16 protein-coding genes are annotated in these 18,680 nt (G+C 73.3%); 5 read left to right on the forward strand and 11 right to left on the reverse strand.

Features of this window, described 5'->3' with window-relative positions:
* Window positions 1-27: 27 nt before the first annotated feature.
* Together ACFYXU_RS10535 and ACFYXU_RS10540 are read right to left on the reverse strand one after the other, a co-directional pair.
* Window positions 28-1,122, reverse strand: coding sequence for a tetratricopeptide repeat protein (locus ACFYXU_RS10535; RefSeq protein ID WP_376510469.1), 1,095 nt, complete (start codon window positions 1,120-1,122; stop codon window positions 28-30).
* Complete coding sequence (locus ACFYXU_RS10540; protein WP_376510471.1) at window positions 1,119-2,468, reverse strand: ATP-binding protein; 1,350 nt, start codon at window positions 2,466-2,468, stop codon at window positions 1,119-1,121. Before ACFYXU_RS10540 ends, ACFYXU_RS10535 begins: the two co-directional genes overlap by 4 nt.
* A gap of 66 nt (window positions 2,469-2,534) precedes the next feature.
* On the opposite strand from ACFYXU_RS10540, the gene ACFYXU_RS10545 reads away from it, so the two are divergent.
* Window positions 2,535-2,918, forward strand: coding sequence for a hypothetical protein (locus ACFYXU_RS10545; RefSeq protein ID WP_389457317.1), 384 nt, complete (start codon window positions 2,535-2,537; stop codon window positions 2,916-2,918).
* A gap of 39 nt (window positions 2,919-2,957) precedes the next feature.
* On the opposite strand, the gene ACFYXU_RS10550 is transcribed toward ACFYXU_RS10545, so the two are convergent.
* The 4 genes from ACFYXU_RS10550 to hrcA form a co-directional block, all read right to left on the reverse strand.
* Window positions 2,958-3,701, reverse strand: coding sequence for a 16S rRNA (uracil(1498)-N(3))-methyltransferase (locus ACFYXU_RS10550; protein WP_389457319.1), 744 nt, complete (start codon window positions 3,699-3,701; stop codon window positions 2,958-2,960).
* On the reverse strand, window positions 3,698-4,780 hold the full coding sequence (locus ACFYXU_RS10555) for a nitronate monooxygenase (RefSeq protein ID WP_329855206.1): 1,083 nt from the start codon (window positions 4,778-4,780) through the stop codon (window positions 3,698-3,700). The genes ACFYXU_RS10550 and ACFYXU_RS10555 overlap by 4 nt, the downstream gene beginning before the upstream one ends.
* A gap of 283 nt (window positions 4,781-5,063) precedes the next feature.
* On the reverse strand, window positions 5,064-6,200 hold the full coding sequence (gene dnaJ / locus ACFYXU_RS10560; RefSeq protein WP_329855205.1) for a molecular chaperone DnaJ: 1,137 nt from the start codon (window positions 6,198-6,200) through the stop codon (window positions 5,064-5,066).
* Window positions 6,201-7,220, reverse strand: coding sequence for a heat-inducible transcriptional repressor HrcA (gene hrcA / locus ACFYXU_RS10565; protein WP_329855204.1), 1,020 nt, complete (start codon window positions 7,218-7,220; stop codon window positions 6,201-6,203). It lies immediately after the preceding gene.
* A gap of 149 nt (window positions 7,221-7,369) precedes the next feature.
* On the opposite strand from hrcA, the gene ACFYXU_RS10570 reads away from it, so the two are divergent.
* Both ACFYXU_RS10570 and ACFYXU_RS10575 read left to right on the forward strand, forming a co-directional pair.
* Window positions 7,370-8,098, forward strand: coding sequence for an MBL fold metallo-hydrolase (locus ACFYXU_RS10570; protein ID WP_329855203.1), 729 nt, complete (start codon window positions 7,370-7,372; stop codon window positions 8,096-8,098).
* Window positions 8,099-8,217: 119 nt separating this feature from the next.
* On the forward strand, window positions 8,218-9,021 hold the full coding sequence (locus tag ACFYXU_RS10575) for a DUF3097 domain-containing protein (RefSeq protein ID WP_361404492.1): 804 nt from the start codon (window positions 8,218-8,220) through the stop codon (window positions 9,019-9,021).
* A gap of 752 nt (window positions 9,022-9,773) precedes the next feature.
* Here the strand turns inward: ACFYXU_RS10575 and hemW are convergent.
* The 3 genes from hemW to lepA form a co-directional block, all read right to left on the reverse strand.
* The gene (gene hemW, locus ACFYXU_RS10580) at window positions 9,774-11,015 is read right to left on the reverse strand and encodes a radical SAM family heme chaperone HemW (RefSeq protein ID WP_376510477.1); all 1,242 of its coding nucleotides are present in this window, start codon (window positions 11,013-11,015) and stop codon (window positions 9,774-9,776) included.
* Window positions 11,016-11,075: 60 nt separating this feature from the next.
* A complete protein-coding gene (locus tag ACFYXU_RS10585; protein WP_389407224.1) occupies window positions 11,076-12,953 on the reverse strand; it encodes an AMP-dependent synthetase/ligase in 1,878 nt (625 codons plus the stop codon).
* 198 nt (window positions 12,954-13,151) lie between these two features.
* Entirely contained in the window at window positions 13,152-15,017 is a 1,866-nt protein-coding gene (lepA, locus tag ACFYXU_RS10590) for a translation elongation factor 4 (protein ID WP_329855199.1), read from the reverse strand.
* Between the two features lie 184 nt (window positions 15,018-15,201).
* On the opposite strand from lepA, the gene rpsT reads away from it, so the two are divergent.
* Window positions 15,202-15,468, forward strand: coding sequence for a 30S ribosomal protein S20 (gene rpsT, locus ACFYXU_RS10595; protein ID WP_188270270.1), 267 nt, complete (start codon window positions 15,202-15,204; stop codon window positions 15,466-15,468).
* An 883-nt stretch (window positions 15,469-16,351) separates the two neighbouring features.
* Here rpsT and holA read toward each other — a convergent pair.
* The gene (holA, locus tag ACFYXU_RS10600; RefSeq protein ID WP_329855198.1) at window positions 16,352-17,341 is read right to left on the reverse strand and encodes a DNA polymerase III subunit delta; all 990 of its coding nucleotides are present in this window, start codon (window positions 17,339-17,341) and stop codon (window positions 16,352-16,354) included.
* A 62-nt stretch (window positions 17,342-17,403) separates the two neighbouring features.
* On the opposite strand from holA, the gene ACFYXU_RS10605 reads away from it, so the two are divergent.
* A complete protein-coding gene (locus ACFYXU_RS10605) occupies window positions 17,404-17,646 on the forward strand; it encodes a hypothetical protein (protein ID WP_389457321.1) in 243 nt (80 codons plus the stop codon).
* Window positions 17,647-17,719: 73 nt separating this feature from the next.
* Here the strand turns inward: ACFYXU_RS10605 and ACFYXU_RS10610 are convergent, their stop codons facing one another.
* Entirely contained in the window at window positions 17,720-18,628 is a 909-nt protein-coding gene (locus ACFYXU_RS10610) for a YceI family protein (protein ID WP_389407222.1), read from the reverse strand.
* Between the last annotated feature and the right edge of the window lie 52 nt (window positions 18,629-18,680).

Here is an 18,680-nt window from a genome sequence, read left to right on the forward strand (position 1 = left end):
CCCGGTCATGCTATCCGCCCCGTTCCCCTACTCCTTCGGCATGCGGCGGCCGAGCGCCGTGCGGCTCACCCAGTACGTGATGATCACCGCCCAGAAGAGCGGGGTGCCCAGGGCGCTCACCAGACCCGAGTCGAAGGACCACAGGGCCAGCGCGACGAGCGAGTACAGGCCGAGGAGCCCGACGGCCCCGGCCATGAACAGCACCGGGCCGCAGTTGCGCGCCACGAGGAGCATCGGCCGGCGCAGTCTCGGCGGCACCCGGCGGGCCATCCACACCGCCCAGCCGCCCCAGGCGCCGAGGATCACGGCCGCGCCCACCAGGAGCGGGACGGCCGCGTCGGACCAGGTCGCCCGGTCGGGGACGGCCGCGAGGGAGACGGCGGAGGTCAGGAAGCCGACGAGGGCGACCCAGCGGGCCCCCGCGGCCGTGTTCCAGGCCATGGCCTCCAGGTTGTAGCGGGCCTTGCGGTCCTGGAGGTCGAGCGCGGCGGAGGCGACGAAGCCCTCCGCGGCCTGGGTCCAGGCCCCGCGCCGGAACCAGCGGCGGCGCAGCCGCAGCAGCGAGAGGTTGTTGTGGGCCTCGCTGCTCTGCGGGTTGAGGCGCAGGGTCGTCTCGTACGCCCGCTGGGCGGTGGCGTGGTCGCCGCGACGCTGGGCGGTGAGGCCGACGAGGAAGTGGGCGGAGTCCTCCTCGGGGGCGAGGCCGACGGCGGTCCGCGCCGCCTCGTAGGCCTCGACGGTCCGGGCGGGCGTACGGGCGTGCTCGGCGTGCTCGACCAGGGCGCTGCCGAGCGCGTAGTGGCTGCCCCAGTACTGCGGGGCGAGCGCGACGGCGTGCCGGGCGGTGGCCTCGGCCTCCTGGTGGCGCTGGGCGGCGAGGAGGACGTGGACGCGCATCAGCCAGCCCCCGAGCAGCTCGGGTTCGGCCCGCAGTGCCTGGTCGACGGCCTCCAGGGCGGCGGCCCGGTCCCCGGCCCGGTGGTGGCAGCGGGCGAGCAGCACGAGCGCCTCGGCGTCCTCGGGGTCGCCCGCCAGGTGCCGGGCGACGAGCTCTCCGGCCTGCGCGTACCGCCCGGTCTCGTAGAGCGCCTCGGCGCGGGCGAGCAGGGTGGAGGCCGTCACAGCTTGCGCTTCCGCTTCAGGTGGGCGAGGAGGTCGTCGTACAGACCGCCCTCGTTGGCGAACATGGCGACGTTCCGGGCGGCGGCGAACCAGGGCTCCGTGGACGGCTTGATCTGCCGGGCCGCGCCGAGCAGGTCCTTGGTGGTGATGAGGCGTACGGAGCCGGTGCGGGCGGAGTCGAGGAGCGCGGCCTCGGCGGCCGACTCGCAGACGTGGGCCAGGTCGGCGCCGGAGAAGTCCTCGGTGGCCTTGACGAGCTTGCCGAGGTCGACGGCCTCGATGGGGCGCTCCCGCAGGTGGTAGCGGAGGATCGACTCGCGGGCGGCGGCGTCCGGCGGCAGCACCAGCAGGGTCCGGTCGAGGCGGCCCGGGCGGCGCAGCGCGATGTCCACGTCCCAGGGCACGTTGGTCGCGGCGAGCACGAAGACGCCCTCGTTCCCGGCGCCGCTCGCGATGCCGTCGAGCTCGGTGAGGAGCTGGTTGACGACGTTACGCAGGCCGCTGTGGTGGGTGCGGGAGCGCTTGGCGCCGAGGGCGTCCAGCTCGTCGAGGAAGACGACGCAGGGCGCCTGGCGGCGGGCGGTCTCGAAGATGTCGTGGATGTTCTTCTCGGAGGCGCCGATCCACATGTCGAGGACGTCGGAGAGCGAGACGGTGAGGAAGTTGGCGCCGAGCTCGCCGGCGACGGCGCGGGCGATGAAGGTCTTGCCGCAGCCGGGCGGGCCGTAGAGCAGCAGGCCGCCGCGGAGCGACTTGCCGTACAGCCTGCGCAGTTCGGGGTTGCGCATGGGCGCGAGGAAGGCGGCCTCCAGGCGCTCCTTGACCTCCTCCATGCCGCCGACGTCGGCGAGGCGCACGGCCCCGGGGGCGTCGACGTCCCAGGCGTCCGCGTCCCCGGCGGTCCCCTCGGCTCCGTCGGCCTGCGGCTCGTCGAGGAACCGGGGCCCGACGAGGTCCTGGACCTGCTGCTCGGCGGCGTCCCAGTCGAAGGAGGGGGCGGGCGTCTCGGGAGCCGGGGGCGCGGCGTCGGCGGGTGTCTCCGGGGAGGCCGGTGACACGGGCGGCCGGGGCGCGGACGCCTCGGGGGCGGGTGCGGGCGCCTCGGGGGCGGGTGCCGGGGGCGTGGGCGGGGATGCCGGGGGCATCCCCATCGCCCGGACCATCAGCGCGCGGGCGTTCGCGTCGCCCGGCGCGTGCTGGAGCGCGACGGCCGCCTCCGCGACGGCCTCGTCGTTGCGGCCCTCCGTGAGGAGGAGCTCGGCGAAGTGGAGGCGCAGGGGCACGTCACCGGGGGCGGCGGCCACGGCGGCGCGCAGACTGCGGATGAGAGGGGACTCGTCGGCCATGGGGTCAGCCTAGAAAGGCCGCCCCGCCGCCCGTCCAGCGGGTGGCCGCCTCGTAGGCTGCGGTGCGTGAGACGGGCCCGCGCACCGCGCCGGCTGACGGTGGACGGCCAGGTCTGGCTGTGGAACGTCGGCCACACGCATCCCGGCTGCCGCACCTGTGTGACGCTGCGCCGGGCCGAAGCCCGCGGCGCCCTGCTCCGGCTGATGTTCGAGAGCGGCCCGGGCCGCGTCACGGCGGGCTTCCCGTACGGCGCGGGCGAGGTGGCCGCCGCCGGCGGGCACCTCAACCTGAACGAGCCGGGCGTGATCAGGCGGCTCCTCGACCTGGCGACGGCCCGGGGCGTCCTCCCGTACGAGCACGGCGTGCGGGAGGTGGACGCCTGGCCGCTCTTCGACGCCCTGACGGGCGGGACGCCGCTCGGCGGGCCCGATCGGCAGGAGCTCTCCTAAGCGTGTGACGACACGCCCTGGCTCCAGCGGCCCGTACGGCTAGTTCCAGCGGCCCGTGCGGCCCAGGACCAGCGCGGTCGCCGCCGTACCGGCCGTGGAGGTGCGCAGCACGCTGCGGCCGAGGCGGTACGGCTTCGCCCCCGCGGCCTCGAAGGCGGCGAGCTCGTCCGGGGAGACCCCGCCCTCCGGGCCGACGACGAGCACGACCGTGCCCCGGGCGGGCAGCTCGGCGGTGGCGAGGGCGCCGCTGGGGTGGTCGCGGTCCTCGTGCAGGACGGCCGCGAAGTCGGCGTCCGCGAGGAGTGCCGCGACCTGCTTCGTCGACATGAGCTCGGCGACCTCGGGGAAGCGGGTGCGGCGGGACTGCTTGCCGGCCTCGCGCGCGGTGGACCGCCACTTGGCGAGCGCCTTGAGGCCCCGGTCGCCCTTCCACTGGGTGATGCAGCGGGAGGCGGCCCAGGGCACGATCGCGTCCACGCCGGTCTCCGTCATGGTCTCGACGGCGAGTTCGCCCCGGTCGCCCTTGGGGAGGGCCTGGACGACGGTGATGCGCGGCTCCTCCTCGGGGTCCTCGTGGACCTCGTCGACCCGCACGGTGAGCTCGTCCCTGCCCTCGGCGGAGACCACGACGCACTCGGCCCAGCGGCCCCGCCCGTCGGCCAGCACCAGCGCCTCCCCGGCGCGCAGCCGCTTCACGGAGACGGCGTGCCGCCCCTCGGGCCCCTCCAGGAGGAAGCTCCCGGCACCGGGGACGGTGTCGACGACGAAGACGGGTGCGGTCATGAGTCGCTCCTGTGGGCGAGCCCGGAGAGGGCGGTGTCGAGTTCGGCCGCCAGCACCTCGACGAGCTGCCCGGCGGGCAGTTCACGGGCGAGGCGGTGGCCCTGGCCGGCCCACAGGGCCATGCCCTGGGCGTCGTTCGCGGCGGCGGCGGCCTTGCGGAGGGGGGTGGTGAGGTGGTGGACCTCGGGATAGGCGGCGGGGGCGTACGGCCCGTGCTCGCGCATGAAGCGGTTGACCAGGCCGCGCGCCGGGCGCCCGGAGAAGGCCCGGGTGAGGGCGGTCCGGGTGAAGAGCGGGTCCGTCAGCGCCCGCTTGTGCAGCGCGTGGGCGCCGGACTCGGGGCAGCAGAGGAAGGCGGTGCCGAGCTGGGCGGCGTCGGCACCGGCGGCGAGGACGGCGGCGATCTGCGCGCCGCGCATGATCCCGCCGGCGGCGACGATCGGCAGTGCGACGGCCTCGCGGACCTGGGTGACGAGGGTGAGGAGCCCGGTGCCGGGGGCGCCCTCGTCGGCCGGGTCGTCGCGGTACGTGCCCTGGTGACCGCCGGCCTCCACGCCCTGGACGCAGAGGGCGTCGGCCCCGGCCAGCTGCGCGGCGAGGGCCTCCTCGGCGGAGGTGACGGTGACGATCGTGTACGTACCGACGCGGTCGAAGGCGTGGAAGGTCTCGGGCGCGGGACAGCCGAAGGTGAAGGAGACGACGGGGACCGGGTCCTCCAGGAGGATGGCCAGCTTGCCGTCGTAGCCGTCGTCGCGGGAGTCGTCGGTCTCGCCGAGCGGGGTCTCGTACCAGGTGGCCTCGCCGGCGAGCTGGTGGCGGTAGACCTCGACGGCGGCGGGGTCGGCGGGCCGGCCGTCCTGCGGCATGAAGAGGTTGACCCCGAAGGGGCGTGCGGTGAGCCCGCGGACCCGCTTGATCTCCTGGTAGAGGCCCCCGGCCGTCTTGTACCCGCCGGCGAGGAAGCCGAGGGCGCCCGCCTCGCAGACGGCACCGACGAGCTCGGGACAGGAGGCGCCACCCGCCATGGGGGCCTGCACGATCGGGAACCGAGAGAGATCGTTCAGTGCGGTGGTGGACATATGGGCATCGTGTCATGAGCGGGCCGAGACACGGGAAAGGGGCGGCACCGAAGTGCCGCCCCTTCCTTCACGTACAAGCCCCTAGCGCCCGTTGAACGCGTCCTTCAACCGCGAGAACAACCCCTGCTGCCCCGGCTGACGGTGCTGACCCGGGGACGACCCCCGGACCCCCGGCCGAACGCCTAGCGCCCGTTGAACGCGTCCTTCAACCGCGAGAACAACCCCTGCTGCCCCGGCTGACGGTGCTGACCCGGGGACGACCCCCGGACCCCCGGCCGAACGCCTAGCGCCCGTTGAACGCGTCCTTCAACCGCGAGAACAGCCCCTGCTGCCCCGGCTGGAACTGGCCGGTCGGCCGCTCCTCGCCGCGCAGCTTGGCCAGCTCGCGCAGGAGGCGCTCCTGCTCCGCGTCCAGCTTGCCCGGGGTCGTCACCTCGACGTGCACGATCAGGTCGCCCCGGCCGTTGCCCCGCAGGTGCGTGACGCCGCGCCCGTGCAGCGGGATCGACTGGCCGGACTGGGTCCCCGGACGGATGTCGATCTCCTCGACGCCGTCGAGGGTCTGGAGCGGCACCTTCGTGCCGAGCGCGCCCGCCGTCATCGGGATGGTGACCGTGCAGTGCAGGTCGTCCCCGCGCCGCTGGAAGGTCTCGTGCGGCGTCTCGTGGATCTCGACGTACAGGTCGCCGGCGGGGCCGCCACCGGGGCCGACCTCGCCCTCGCCCGCGAGCTGGATCCGGGTGCCGTTGTCGACGCCGGCCGGGATCTTGACCGTGAGGGTGCGGCGGGACCGGACCCGGCCGTCGCCCGCGCACTCGGGGCACGGGGTCGGGACGACGGTGCCGAAGCCCTGGCACTGCGGGCAGGGCCGGGAGGTCATGACCTGGCCCAGGAAGGACCGGGTGACCTGGGAGACCTCACCGCGGCCGCGGCACATGTCACAGGTCTGGGCGGAGGTGCCGGGTGCGGCGCCCTCGCCCGAACAGGTGGTGCAGACGACCGCCGTGTCGACCTGGATGTCCTTGGTCGTGCCGAAGGCCGCCTCGTTGAGGTCGATCTCCAGACGGATCATGGCGTCCTGGCCGCGGCGGGTGCGCGAGCGCGGTCCGCGCTGCGAGGCCGTGCCGAAGAAGGCGTCCATGATGTCGGAGAAGTTGCCGAAGCCACCGGCTCCGAAGCCGCCCGCGCCGCCCCCGCCGGAGGCCGAGAGCGGGTCGCCGCCGAGGTCGTAGACCTGCTTCTTCTGCGGGTCCGAGAGGACCTCGTAGGCGGCGTTGATCTCCTTGAAGCGCTCCTGCGTCTTCGGATCGGGATTGACGTCCGGGTGCAGCTCGCGCGCGAGCCTCCGGAACGCCTTCTTGATCTCGTCCTGGGAAGCGTCGCGGCGCACGCCGAGCACGGCGTAGTAGTCCGTGGCCACTTACGACTCCGCCAGGATCTGTCCGACGTAACGTGCCACTGCGCGTACCGCTCCCATCGTTCCGGGGTAGTCCATGCGGGTCGGTCCGACCACGCCGAGTTTGGCGACTGCCTCGCCGCCCGAACCGTAGCCGACCGAGACGACGGACGTGGAGCTCAGCCCCTCGTGGGCGTTCTCATGCCCGATCCGTACGGTCATGCCCGATTCCTTCGCCTCGCCGAGCAGCTTGAGGAGCACGACCTGCTCCTCCAGAGCTTCCAGGACGGGCCTGATCATCAGGGGAAAGTCGTGTCCGAAGCGGGTGAGATTGGCGGTGCCGCCGATCATCAGCCGCTCCTCGTGCTCCTCGACGAGCGTTTCGAGGAGGGTCGCGAGCACGGTCGAGACCGTGGCGCGGTCCTCGGCCTCCTCGAAGGACTCGGGGAGGTCCTGCACCAGCTGCGGCACGTCGGCGAACCGGCGGCCGACGACCCGGCTGTTGAGCCGGGCCCGGAGGTCGGCGAGCGAGGTCTCGCCGAAGGGCGCGGCGCAGTCGACGACGCGCTGCTCGACCCGGCCGGTGTCGGTGATCAGGACGAGCATCAGACGGGCGGGGGCCAGCGCGAGCAGCTCCACGTGCCGGACGGTCGAACGGGTCAGCGAGGGGTACTGGACGACGGCGACCTGACGGGTCAGCTGCGCGAGCAGCCGCACCGTGCGCCCGACGACGTCGTCGAGGTCGACGGCCCCGTCGAGGAAGTTGTGGATGGCCCGCCGCTCGGGCGTCGACAGCGGCTTGACGCCGGCCAGCCGGTCGACGAAGAGCCGGTAGCCCTTGTCGGTGGGGATGCGCCCGGCGCTCGTGTGGGGCTGGGCGATGTACCCCTCCTCCTCCAGCACCGCCATGTCGTTGCGGACGGTGGCGGGCGAGACGCCGAGCTTGTGGCGCTCGGTGAGCGCCTTGGAGCCGACGGGCTCCTCCGTCCCGACGTAGTCCTGGACGATGGCGCGCAGGACCTCCAGCCTGCGTTCGCTGAGCATCGTGGCGCACCTCCAGCTGTCGTCGTCGTTCCGGTTGCTCCGCTTTTGGCACTCGCCCTGTCCGAGTGCCAGCGATCCCCCGGCCAGTGTACGGCGGCGGGCATCGCTCCTGGCAAGGAGGCGGCGCCCGCACCCGTTAGCGTCGCCCCATGGACATCGATTGGGAAGCGCACGGATGGGAGCGGCTCGCGGACGGGGTGGGCCGGCGCCGGCTGCCGGTCTGGGACGCCACGGTCGGGCTGGTCCTGGGCTCACGGGCGGTGCTGCTGTACGACACGGGGGCCTCGCTCGCCGAGGGCGCCGAGCTGCGGTCGCAGATCTCGGCGCTCACGGGCGGCCGGAAGGTGACGCACATCGCACTCAGTCACCCCCACTTCGACCACGTCCTCGGCGCGGCGGTCTTCGCGGGCGCGGAGGTCTTCGGCGCGGTCGGCTCGGACGACCTCCTGGGCGGGGCCCGGGCCCGGGAGGAGCTGCGCGCGGACGCCGTGGCGCAGGGCCTGGACGCGGAGGCGGCGGAGGCCTCGGCGGACGTCCTCGTGGCGCCGCGGCACGTCGTCTCGGGCGAGTGGACGCTCGACCTGGGCGACCGCCAGGTCCTCCTGGCGAACGTGGGCCCCGGCCACTCGGGCCACGACCTGGCGCTCTGCGTCCCGGGCGCGCGCGAGGTGGTCTTCTGCGGCGACCTGGTGGAGGAGTCGGGCGAGCCGCAGGCGGGCCCGGACGCGATCCCGTCCCGCTGGCCGGACGCGCTGGACCGGCTGCTGGCCCTGGGCGGCGAGGAGGCGGCGTACGTACCGGGGCACGGCGCGGTGGTGGACGCCACGTTCGTGCGGGCCCAGCGCGATGAACTGGCACGCCGCTTCGAGGTGTCGTAGCGTCGCCGAAATGCGCGGCCGCGGAACGGATCTGACTCCGCCTCGGCCGCGCCGCCCGGGGGACGGCCCCCCGGACCCCAGCAGAGTCCCCGCCCCGCGTCCTGGACAGGATCGAGCCCGTGCGCAGCTACAACCCGGATCTGACCCCGCCCTGGAAGAAGTCGGCCCCCGTTCCCGAGGTCCCGGCCGACCCCGATCTCGTGGTGGAGGAGGTCGGGACGGGTTTCTGCGGGGCGGTGATCCGCTGCGAGGCGGGCACGGTGACCCTGGAGGACCGCTTCGGCAAGCACCGGGTCTTCCCGCTGGAGCCGCGCGGCTTCCTCCTGGAGGGCAGGGTCGTGACGCTGGTGCGGCCCGTGTCGGCGCCCGCGCGCCCCAGCCGTACGGCCTCCGGCTCGGTGGCCGTGCCCGGCGCCCGCGCGCGCGTGGCGCGGGCGGGCCGGATCTACGTCGAGGGCCGCCACGACGCGGAGCTCGTCGAGCGGGTGTGGGGCGACGACCTGCGCATCGAGGGCGTGGTCGTGGAGTACCTGGAGGGCGTCGACGACCTGCCGGCGATCGTCGCGGAGTTCGGTCCGGGGCCGGACGCCCGGCTCGGCGTCCTGGTGGACCATCTGGTGCCGGGCTCGAAGGAGTCACGGATCGCCGCGCGGGTGACGTCCCCGGACGTCCTGGTGGTCGGCCATCCGTACATCGACGTCTGGGAGGCGGTGAAGCCGTCCTCCCTGGGCATCCCGGCCTGGCCGGCGGTCCCCCGGGGCCAGGACTGGAAGACGGGCGTCTGCCGGGCGCTCGGCTGGCCGTCGGACAACACGGGAGCGGTCTGGCAGGCGATCCTGAAGCGCGTGACGTCGTACAAGGACCTGGAGCCGGAGCTCCTGGGCCGCGTGGAAGAACTGATCGACTTCGTGACAGCGCCTTAGCGTCGCCCGCGCCGGGGTGGGGCTCCGGCTAAGGCGGAGCCCGCGCCCGCGTAGGGCCGCCGCCGGCGCCCCTACGACACCCGGTCCCGCCACGCGCGCGGTCCCGCGCCCTGACGGCACTTGGTCCCGTCCCGTGAGCGGTCCCTCGCCCTCACAGCGCCTGGTCCCACCACGTGCTCGGTCCCGCACCCTCACGGCACCTGGTCCCGCCACCTGCGCGGTCCCGCGCCTCGGTGGGGGCGGCACCCCTGAGACGCGCGCGTCGGCGGGGCGGCGCGCGCGTGGACCCACGCCTCGGCGGAACCGGTGCCCATCGCCCACGCCCCGTGTGCGCCTGCACGCGCCTTCACCCGCGCCCGTCGTGGGCCGTCGCCCACGCCCGTGTGGGCAATCGTCCCGCTGGGGCGGGACGGGTGGGCACACGGGACGGCGCGCTGAGCGGCGCCTCCGCGATCTGGGCCCGGCCCCGCACCCCTGGTGACGGGCACTTGTCGGTGCGGGTTCAGGCACAGGAGCCTCTGGCGCCGGCAAGGGCGCCGTTCCGTTGTGCCCACCCGTTCCGCCCCTTGCGGAACGCCTGCCCACAACGGGGGGCGGCGGGAGCGCGGGCCCACAACGGGGCCCGGCGGGAGCGCATGCCCACAACGGGGCCCGGCGGGGGCCCGGCCCGCAACGGGGCCGGTAGGGCGTCGTCCCGGCTAGGCGCGCGCCCCCGGCGACCAGTGACGCGCCGGCCCCCGACCGCGCCCGGTTCAGTCCACCAGGTCTCGGACCACCGCGTCGGCCAGCAGCCGCCCCCGCAGCGTCAGGACCGCCCGCCCCTCCCCGTACGACCGGGGGTCGAGCAGCCCGTCCTCCAGGGCCTTGCGCGAGGCCGCGAGGCCCGCCGGCCGCAGGAGCGACAGCTCGACGCCCTCGCGCAGCCTGAGTTCGAGCAGGATCCGCTCGACCCGCCGGTCCTCGTCCGCGAGGACCTCCCGCCCGGCCCCGGGCGAGCGCCCCTCGGCGAGCGCCGCGGCGTACGCGCCGGGATGCTTCACGTTCCACCACCGGACGCCCCCGACGTGCGAGTGCGCCCCGGGCCCGGCGCCCCACCAGTCCGCGCCGCGCCAGTACAGCTCGTTGTGGAGGCAGCGCCCGGCCTCGGAGGTGGCCCAGTTGGACACCTCGTACCAGGTGAAGCCCGCCTCCTCGAAGGCCGCGTCGGCGATCAGGTACCGGTCGGCGTGGACGTCGTCGTCGGTCATGGGCACCTCGCCCCGCCGGATGCGCCGGGCGAGCTGGGTGCCCTCCTCGACGATGAGGGCGTACGCGCTGACGTGGTCGGGGCCCGCGCCGATCGCCGCGTCGAGGGAGGCCCGCCAGTCGTCGTCGGTCTCCCCGGGCGTGCCGTAGATGAGGTCGAGGTTGACGTGCTCGAACCCGGCCGCGCGCGCCTCGGCGACGCACGCCTCGGGCCGTCCCGGCGTGTGTGTGCGGTCGAGGACCTTCAGGACGTGCTGCCGGGCGCTCTGCATGCCGAAGGAGATCCGGTTGAAGCCGCCTTCGCGCAGCTCGGCGAGGTAGGCGGGGTCGACGGACTCCGGATTCGCCTCCGTCGTCACCTCGGCGTCGTCGGCGAGCCCGAACTCGTCGCGGATCGCCCCCAGCATCCGTACGAGGTCTCCGGCGGCGAGCAGCGTCGGCGTGCCGCCGCCGACGAAGACGGTCCGCACGGGCCGCGGGTCGTCCCCGAGGACCTTGCGGGCGAGCCGGATCTCCTCGGTGACCTGGTCGGCGTAGTTGTCGCGGGAGGCGAGGACACCGCCCGTACCGCGCAGCTCGCTCGCGGTGTACGTGTTGAAGTCGCAGTAGCCGCAGCGCGTCGCGCAGTACGGCACGTGCAGGTAGAACCCGAGCGGCCGCTCCCCGGCCCCTTCGAGGGCGCGCGGGGGCAGCGCCCCGTCGTCGGGAACAGGCTCACCATCGGGCAGTACGGAAGGCATGGGTCCCATTGTCCCGTACTGCCCGGGGGTGACGGTCCTCCTCGGCGGCCGGCGGTCCTCCTCGGCGGCTCAGGACTCGCGCGAGCCCTCGTACATCTCCTCGATGAGGTGCTGGTACTCGCGCTCGACGACCGGCCGCTTCAGCTTCAGGGACGGGGTGAGCTCGCCGTGCTCGATGTCGAGGTCGCGCGGCAGCAGGCGGAACTTCTTGATCGTCTGCCAGCGCTGGAGGCCCTCGTTGAGCCGGTCGACGTAGCCCTGGATCAGCTTCTGGGTGCGCGGGTCGGCGACGATCTCGGCGTACGACCGGCCGCCGAGCTCGTGCTCCTCGGCCCAGGTGAGGAGGGCGGGCTCGTCGAGGGCGATGAGCGCGGTGCAGAAGTTCCGGTCGGCGCCGTGGACGAGGATGTTCGAGACGAACGGGCAGACGGCCTTGAACTGGCCCTCGACCTCGGCCGGCGCGATGTACTTGCCGCCGGACGTCTTGATCAGGTCCTTCTTGCGGTCGGTGATCCGGAGGTAGCCGTCGGCGGACAGCTCGCCGATGTCGCCGGTGTGGAACCAGCCGTCGGACTCCAGGACCTCGGAGGTCTTCTCCGGCAGGCCGTGGTAGCCCTCCATGATGCCGGGGCCGCGCAGCAGGATCTCGCCGTCGTCGGCGATGCGGACCTCGGTGCCGGGGAGCGGCTTGCCGACGGTGCCGGTGCGGTAGGCCTCGCCCGGGTTGACGAAGGAGGCGGCGGAGGACTCGGTGAGGCCGTATCCCTCCAGGATGTGGATGCCCGCGCCGGCGAAGAAGTAGCCGATGTCGGGGGCGAGGGCGGCGGAGCCGGAGATGCAGGCGCGCAGGTTGCCGCCGAAGGCCTCGCGGATCTTGCCGTAGACGAGGGCGTCGGCGACCTTGTGCTTCGCCGAGAGGCCGAAGGGCGCGGAGGCGGTGCCGGTGCGCCGGAAGTTGTCCTGGGTGGCCTTGGCGTACTCGCGGGCCACGCCGGCCGCCCACTGGAAGATCTTGTACTTGGCGCCGCCGCCGGCCCGGGCCTTGGCGGCGACCCCGTTGTAGACCTTCTCGAAGATGCGGGGGACGGCCGCCATGTAGGTCGGCTGGACCACCGGCAGGTTCTCGATGATCTTGTCGACGCGGCCGTCGACGGCGGTGACGTGGCCGACCTCGATCTGGCCCGAGGTGAGGACCTTGCCGAAGACGTGGGCGAGCGGCAGCCACAGGTACTGGACGTCGTCCTGGGTGACGAGGCCGGTGGAGGCGATGGCCTTGGCCATGTACGACCAGTTGTCGTGCGGGAGGCGGACGCCCTTGGGGCGGCCGGTGGTGCCCGAGGTGTAGATGAGGGTGGCGAGCTGGGTGGGCGTGATGGCCGCGACCCGCTCCTTCACCGCCTCGGGGTGCTCCTCCAGGTAGGCCTTGCCGCGCGCCTCCAGGTCGGCCAGGGAGAGGACGAAGTCGCCGTCGACGTCCGCGCCGGCGGGGTCGACGACCACGACGTGGCGGAGGTGGGGCAGGTCGGCGCGGCGCTCGACGGCCTTGGCCAGCTGGGCGGCGTCCTCGGCGATCAGGACCTTCGACTCGGAGTCGGAGAGGATGAACGCCGACTCCTCGGCGTTGGTCTGCGGGTAGACCGTGGTGGTCGCGGCACCCGCGCACATCACACCGAGGTCGCAGAGGATCCACTCGACCCGGGTGGAGGAGGCGAGGGCGACGCGCTCCTCGGCCTGGACGCCGAGGTCGACGAGGCCGGCGGCGATCGCGTAGACCCGCTCGGCGGCCTGTCCCCAGCTGAGCGACTTCCAGTCGTCCGGGCCGGTGCCGGAGGCGGCCGGTACCGGGTAGCGGTAGGCCTCCGCATCAGGGGTGCGCCCGACGCGCTCAAGGAAGAGCGACGCCACGGAGGGCGGCCGGTTCTCGATCTGGGTCTGTGTGTCGCTCACGACGTCCTCCGGGCGGCGGCGGTGCCTTCTGGTGGTTCGTAACTAACTGGCGAGTAACCTTCGAGCCGGGATCAGACTAAAGGCCCGAGGACCGGCGCGTAAGGCCTTGCCGCGCGTCGCTTCATAACGAACGGGCCCACGCGCACACGGCGCGTGGACCCGTTCGTTGCATAGGGCAGCTATGTCTTGTCCGCCCGGCTACTTCTTCTTGCCCGAGGACTCGTCGCTCGACAGGACGGCGATGAAGGCCTCCTGGGGCACCTCCACCGAGCCGACCATCTTCATGCGCTTCTTGCCTTCCTTCTGCTTCTCCAGCAGCTTCCGCTTACGGGAGATGTCACCGCCGTAGCACTTGGCGAGGACGTCCTTCCGGATGGCGCGGATGGTCTCGCGGGCGATGACCCGGGAGCCGATGGCGGCCTGGATGGGCACCTCGAAGGCCTGCCGCGGGATGAGCTCGCGGAGCTTGGCGACCAGCCGGACGCCGTAGGCGTACGCGGCGTCCTTGTGGGTGACGGCCGAGAAGGCGTCGACCTTGTCGCCGTGCAGCAGGATGTCGACCTTGACGAGGCTGGAGGCCTGCTCGCCGGTGGGCTCGTAGTCGAGCGAGGCGTAGCCGCGGGTCTTGGACTTCAGCTGGTCGAAGAAGTCGAAGACGATCTCGGCGAGGGGCAGGGTGTAGCGGATCTCGACCCGGTCCTCGGAGAGGTAGTCCATGCCGATGAGGGTGCCGCGACGGGTCTGGCAGAGCTCCATGATCGCGCCGATGAACTCGCTCGGGGCGAGGATCGTGGCGCGCACGACGGGCTCGAACACGTCGTCGATCTTGCCCTCGGGGAACTCGCTCGGGTTGGTGACGGTGTGCTCGCTGCCGTCCTCCATCACGACCCGGTAGACCACGTTCGGCGCGGTGGCGATGAGGTCGAGCCCGAACTCGCGCTCCAGCCGCTCGCGGATCACGTCGAGGTGGAGCAGACCCAGGAAGCCGACGCGGAAGCCGAAGCCGAGCGCGGCGGAGGTCTCCGGCTCGTAGACCAGCGCGGCGTCGTTGAGCTGGAGCTTGTCCAGGGCCTCGCGGAGGTCCGGGTACTCCGAGCCGTCGAGCGGGTAGAGGCCCGAGAAGACCATCGGCTTCGGGTCCTTGTAGCCGCCGAGGGCCTCGGTGGCGCCCTGGTGCAGGGAGGTGATCGTGTCACCGACCTTGGACTGGCGGACGTCCTTCACACCGGTGATCAGGTAGCCGACCTCGCCGACGCCGAGACCGTCCGAAGCCGTCATCTCGGGGGACGAGACGCCGATCTCCAGGAGCTCGTGGGTGGCTCCGGTCGACATCATCCGGATGCGCTCGCGCTTGTTGAGCTGCCCGTCGACCACACGGACGTAGGTCACGACGCCCCGGTAGGAGTCGTAGACGGAGTCGAAGATCATCGCGCGGGCGGGGGCGTCGGCGACGCCGACCGGGGCCGGCACGTCCCGGACGACCCGGTCGAGCAGCGCCTCGACGCCCATGCCGGTCTTCGCGGAGACCTTCAGGACGTCCTCCGGCTGGCAGCCGATGAGGTTCGCCAGCTCCTCGGAGAACTTCTCCGGCTGGGCGGCCGGCAGGTCGATCTTGTTGAGGACCGGGACGATCGTGAGGTCGTTCTCCATCGCCAGGTACAGGTTCGCGAGCGTCTGCGCCTCGATGCCCTGCGCGGCGTCGACGAGCAGGATCGTGCCCTCGCAGGCGGCGAGCGACCGGGAGACCTCGTAGGTGAAGTCGACGTGCCCGGGGGTGTCGATCATGTTCAGGATGTGGGTCCTGCCCTCACCCTGCCCGTCGGTCGGCGCCCACGGCAGGCGGACCGCCTGGGACTTGATCGTGATGCCGCGTTCCCGCTCGATGTCCATGCGGTCGAGGTACTGGGCGCGCATCTGCCGCTGGTCGACCACACCGGTCAGCTGGAGCATCCGGTCGGCGAGCGTGGACTTGCCGTGGTCGATGTGCGCGATGATGCAGAAGTTGCGGATCAGAGCCGGGTCGGTACGGCTCGGCTCGGGCACGTTGGTAGGAGTCGCGGGCACGCAGGGATCTCGTCTCGGGCGATGTTCAGAACGGACACGTAGAGACCATGGTCCCATGCCCGGCGCCCGGCGCCCGGTTTGGGCGGCTCAGAGGGTGGCTGATACTGTGGACAGCTGTGTCTCGCATGCCCTCTCAGCTGTGGGACGCATCCAGTAGAACACCGAACCTGTAAAGGCTCTTTTCGTGGCGAACATCAAGTCCCAGATCAAGCGGAACAAGACGAACGAGAAGGCGCGCCTGCGCAACAAGGCCGTCAAGTCCTCGCTCAAGACCGCGATCCGCAAGGCCCGTGAGGCTGTCGCCGCCGGCGACCTCGAGAAGGCCACCGTTGCCACTCGCGCCGCCTCGCGTCAGCTCGACAAGGCTGTCTCGAAGGGTGTCATCCACAAGAACGCCGCCGCCAACAAGAAGTCGGCGCTGGCCACCAAGGTTGCCTCCCTCCAGGGCTGAGCTCTGATGTGATCGGCCGTACGGGACCCAGCGGGCCCTCTCTCCCGCTCCCGCCCGGCCACCCGGACTCGCGCACGGACGCGTTCGCCACGCGGGCGCGAGCCCACCCAGCAACGACGAAGGCCCCGCCCCCTCCTTCCCCAGGAGCCGGCGGGGCCTTCGTCGTACCCGGCCGTCCCGGGGCCGACGGGCCCCGGGAGGCGCGGGCCATGAGTCCGCGGGGGCGGGTACGGATGCGGTGCCGCGGCTCGCGATCTCGCGCGTCCGGCGGGGCGACGCGAGGCCGCCGCACGGGTGCCGGGAAACGGGGGCGCGAAGCCGCCGCCCCACGGATGCCGAAGCGACCCACGGGGGCCAGGGAGCGGGGCGCGAAGCCGCCCCACGTGACGGGGATGGGGAACGCGAAGCCACCCCACCGGTGCCGACGAGCGCGGGCGCGAAGCCGTCCCACTGGCGCCGGGGACGGGGAACGCGAAGCCCGCGCGCTGCACGGGTCCCGGGGGCGTAGACGGCGCGGAGCCGCCACGCCCGTGCGGGAGCCCGGGGCCGGGGCCGGGGGTCGCAGGGCCACCACGCTGGGCGGGCGGCGGCGCAAGGCCGCCCCACGGGTCCCGGGACGGAGGCGGCGCGAAGCCGCCGCGCACGTGCGGGGGCCCGGGGGCGAAGCCCCCGGAAGAACTCCGACCCCGACCCCCACCAGCCCCCGGCAGGGTTTCGGGAAGGGGCGGGGTGGGGGAAATCCACCCCCGAATCACCCCGAGGCATCCCTCCCCGCCCGCAGGGAGCCCAGGGGCACAGCCCCGGCAGAACAACCGACCCCCACCCCCACCAGCCCCCGGCAGGGTTTCGGGAAGGGGCGGGGTGGGGGGAACCACCCCCGCGACTACCCCCGCCGCATCCTCGCCGCCCGAGCCACCGCCACCACCGCCTTCTCCAGGGCGTACTCCGGATCGTCGCCCCCGCCCTTCACCCCCGCGTCCGCCTCCGCGACCGCCCGCAGCGCGAGCGACACCCCGTCCGGCGTCCAGCCCCGCATCTGCTGCCGCACCCGGTCGATCTTCCAGGGCGGCATGCCGAGCTCCCGGGCCAGGTCCGCGGGACGCCCGCCCCGCGCCGAGGAGAGCTTGCCGATCGCCCGTACGCCCTGGGCCAGCGCGCTGGTGATGAGCACGGGCGCGACTCCGGTGGAGAGCGACCAGCGCAGGGCCTCCAGGGCCTCGGCCGCCCGTCCCTCGACGGCACGGTCCGCGACGTTGAAGGAGGAGGCCTCGGCGCGGCCCGTGTAGTACCGCCCGACGACGGCCTCGTCGATCGTGCCGTCCACGTCGGACGTGAGCTGCGAGACCGCGGACGCGAGCTCCCGCAGGTCGCTGCCGATGGAGTCCACGAGCGCCTGGCAGGCCTCGGGCGTGGCGGACCGTCCCAGCGTCCGGAACTCCTGCCGCACGAAGGTCAGCCGCTCCGCGGGCTTCGTCGTCTTCGGGCAGGCGACCTCCCGGGCCCCCGCCTTGCGCGCCGCGTCGAGCAGGCCCTTGCCCTTGGCGCCGCCGGCGTGGACCAGGACGAGCGAGATGTCCTCGATCGGGTCGTCGAGATACGCCTTGACGTCCTTGACCGTGTCGGCGGAGAGGTCCTGCGCGTTCCGCACGATCAGCACCTTGCGCTCGGCGAAGAGCGAGGGGCTGGTGAGCTCGGCCAGCGCCCCGGGCTGGAGCTGTTCGGGGGCGAGGTCGCGCACGTCCGTGTCGGCGTCGGCGGCCCGCGCGGCCGCCACCACGTCCCGTACGGCGCGGTCGAGGAGGAGGTCCTCCTGCCCCACGGCGAGCGTCACGGGGCCGAGGAGGTCGTCGGGGGAAGTCTTTCTGGTGGCCATCGCGATCCAGCATCCCACGGGCCACTGACACCGCCGCCCGTACGGGGGACGAGAATGGCGGGGTGAGCGAACGACACGTACTGGTACTCCCCGACCGCGACGCCGCCGAGGAGGTCGCCGCCGAGCTCCCCGACCGTTTCGGCCTGGCCGAGGAACCGCAGCTGGTGCGGGACGCCCTGGCCGGCGAGGACGACGCCGAGGACGCGCAGTGGCTGGTGGTCGTCGAGGACCCGGACGCCCGCCTGGACCCGACGGCGCTGGACGAGCTGGCCGCCGAGTACGAGGGCTGGCTGGAAGCACCGTAGGCACACCCCCGAGCGCCCGCCGGGTGTCGCGCCGTACACCCCCGACCGACCACCGAAGCCCATCTACGGGCGCCTACGACCGGCGACGCCCCCCAGGCCCGCCCGTCTTCGGAACGATCTGCATGTCGAGGTCGATGCTGATGCTGGACCCGACGGCCGCGATCCCCCGCGCGAGCAGCGTCTGCCACGTGAGGGTGAAGTCCTCCCGGTGCAGCTCGGTGGTGGCCCGGCAGGCCGCCCGGGTCTCGCCCTCCAGGCCGCTGCCGAGGCCGAGGTACTGGGTGTCCAGGGTCACGGTGCGGCTCACCCCGTGGAGAGTGAGCGCGCCGGTGACGGCCCAGCGGCTGCCGCCCCGGTGGACGAAGCGCTCGCTGAAGAACTCCAGCGTGGGGAAGGCGCCGACGTCGAGGAAGTCGCCGGACCGCAGGTGGTCGTCGCGCATCTGCACCCCGGTGTCGATGGAGGCCGCGTCGATCACGACGTGCATCGCCGACCGCTCCATGCGCTCGGCGATCCGCACGGCGCCCGCGAAGCCGTTGAACCGTCCGTGGATCCGCGCGAGGCCGATGTGCCGCGCGGTGAAGCCGATCTGCGAGTGCGTGGGGTCGATCTCCCAGTCGCCCGGCTCCGGGAGCTGCGGCTGCGGCGCGACCTGTAGCAGGACGTCGCCGAGACCGCGGTGCTCGCCCTCGGCGACGACGGTGCTGCCCCGGTAGGGCGTGTAGCCCTCGGAGGTGACGGCGATCCGGTACTCGCCGGCGGGCACGGTCGCGAGGACCGTGCCGTACGGGTCGGTCTCGCCGCCCAGGACCTTGCGGCCCGCCGTGTCGCTGACGACGAACTCGGCCTGCCGGACGGGTTCGTGCACGGGGTCGAGCACCCGGCAGCTGAGCACGCCCGCCGAGGAGGGGACGGCGAGACCGGCGAGCGGCCCGCCGCGCGCGGCTCCGCCCGCACGCTTCCCGAAGAGACGATCGAACATTCTTCACGCACCCCCGTGCGACTCGTTCACCATGCAACGAATTCGCATTCGA

The sequence above is a fragment of the Streptomyces sp. NPDC002232 genome, assembly GCF_042890295.1.
Taxonomy (GTDB): domain Bacteria; phylum Actinomycetota; class Actinomycetes; order Streptomycetales; family Streptomycetaceae; genus Streptomyces.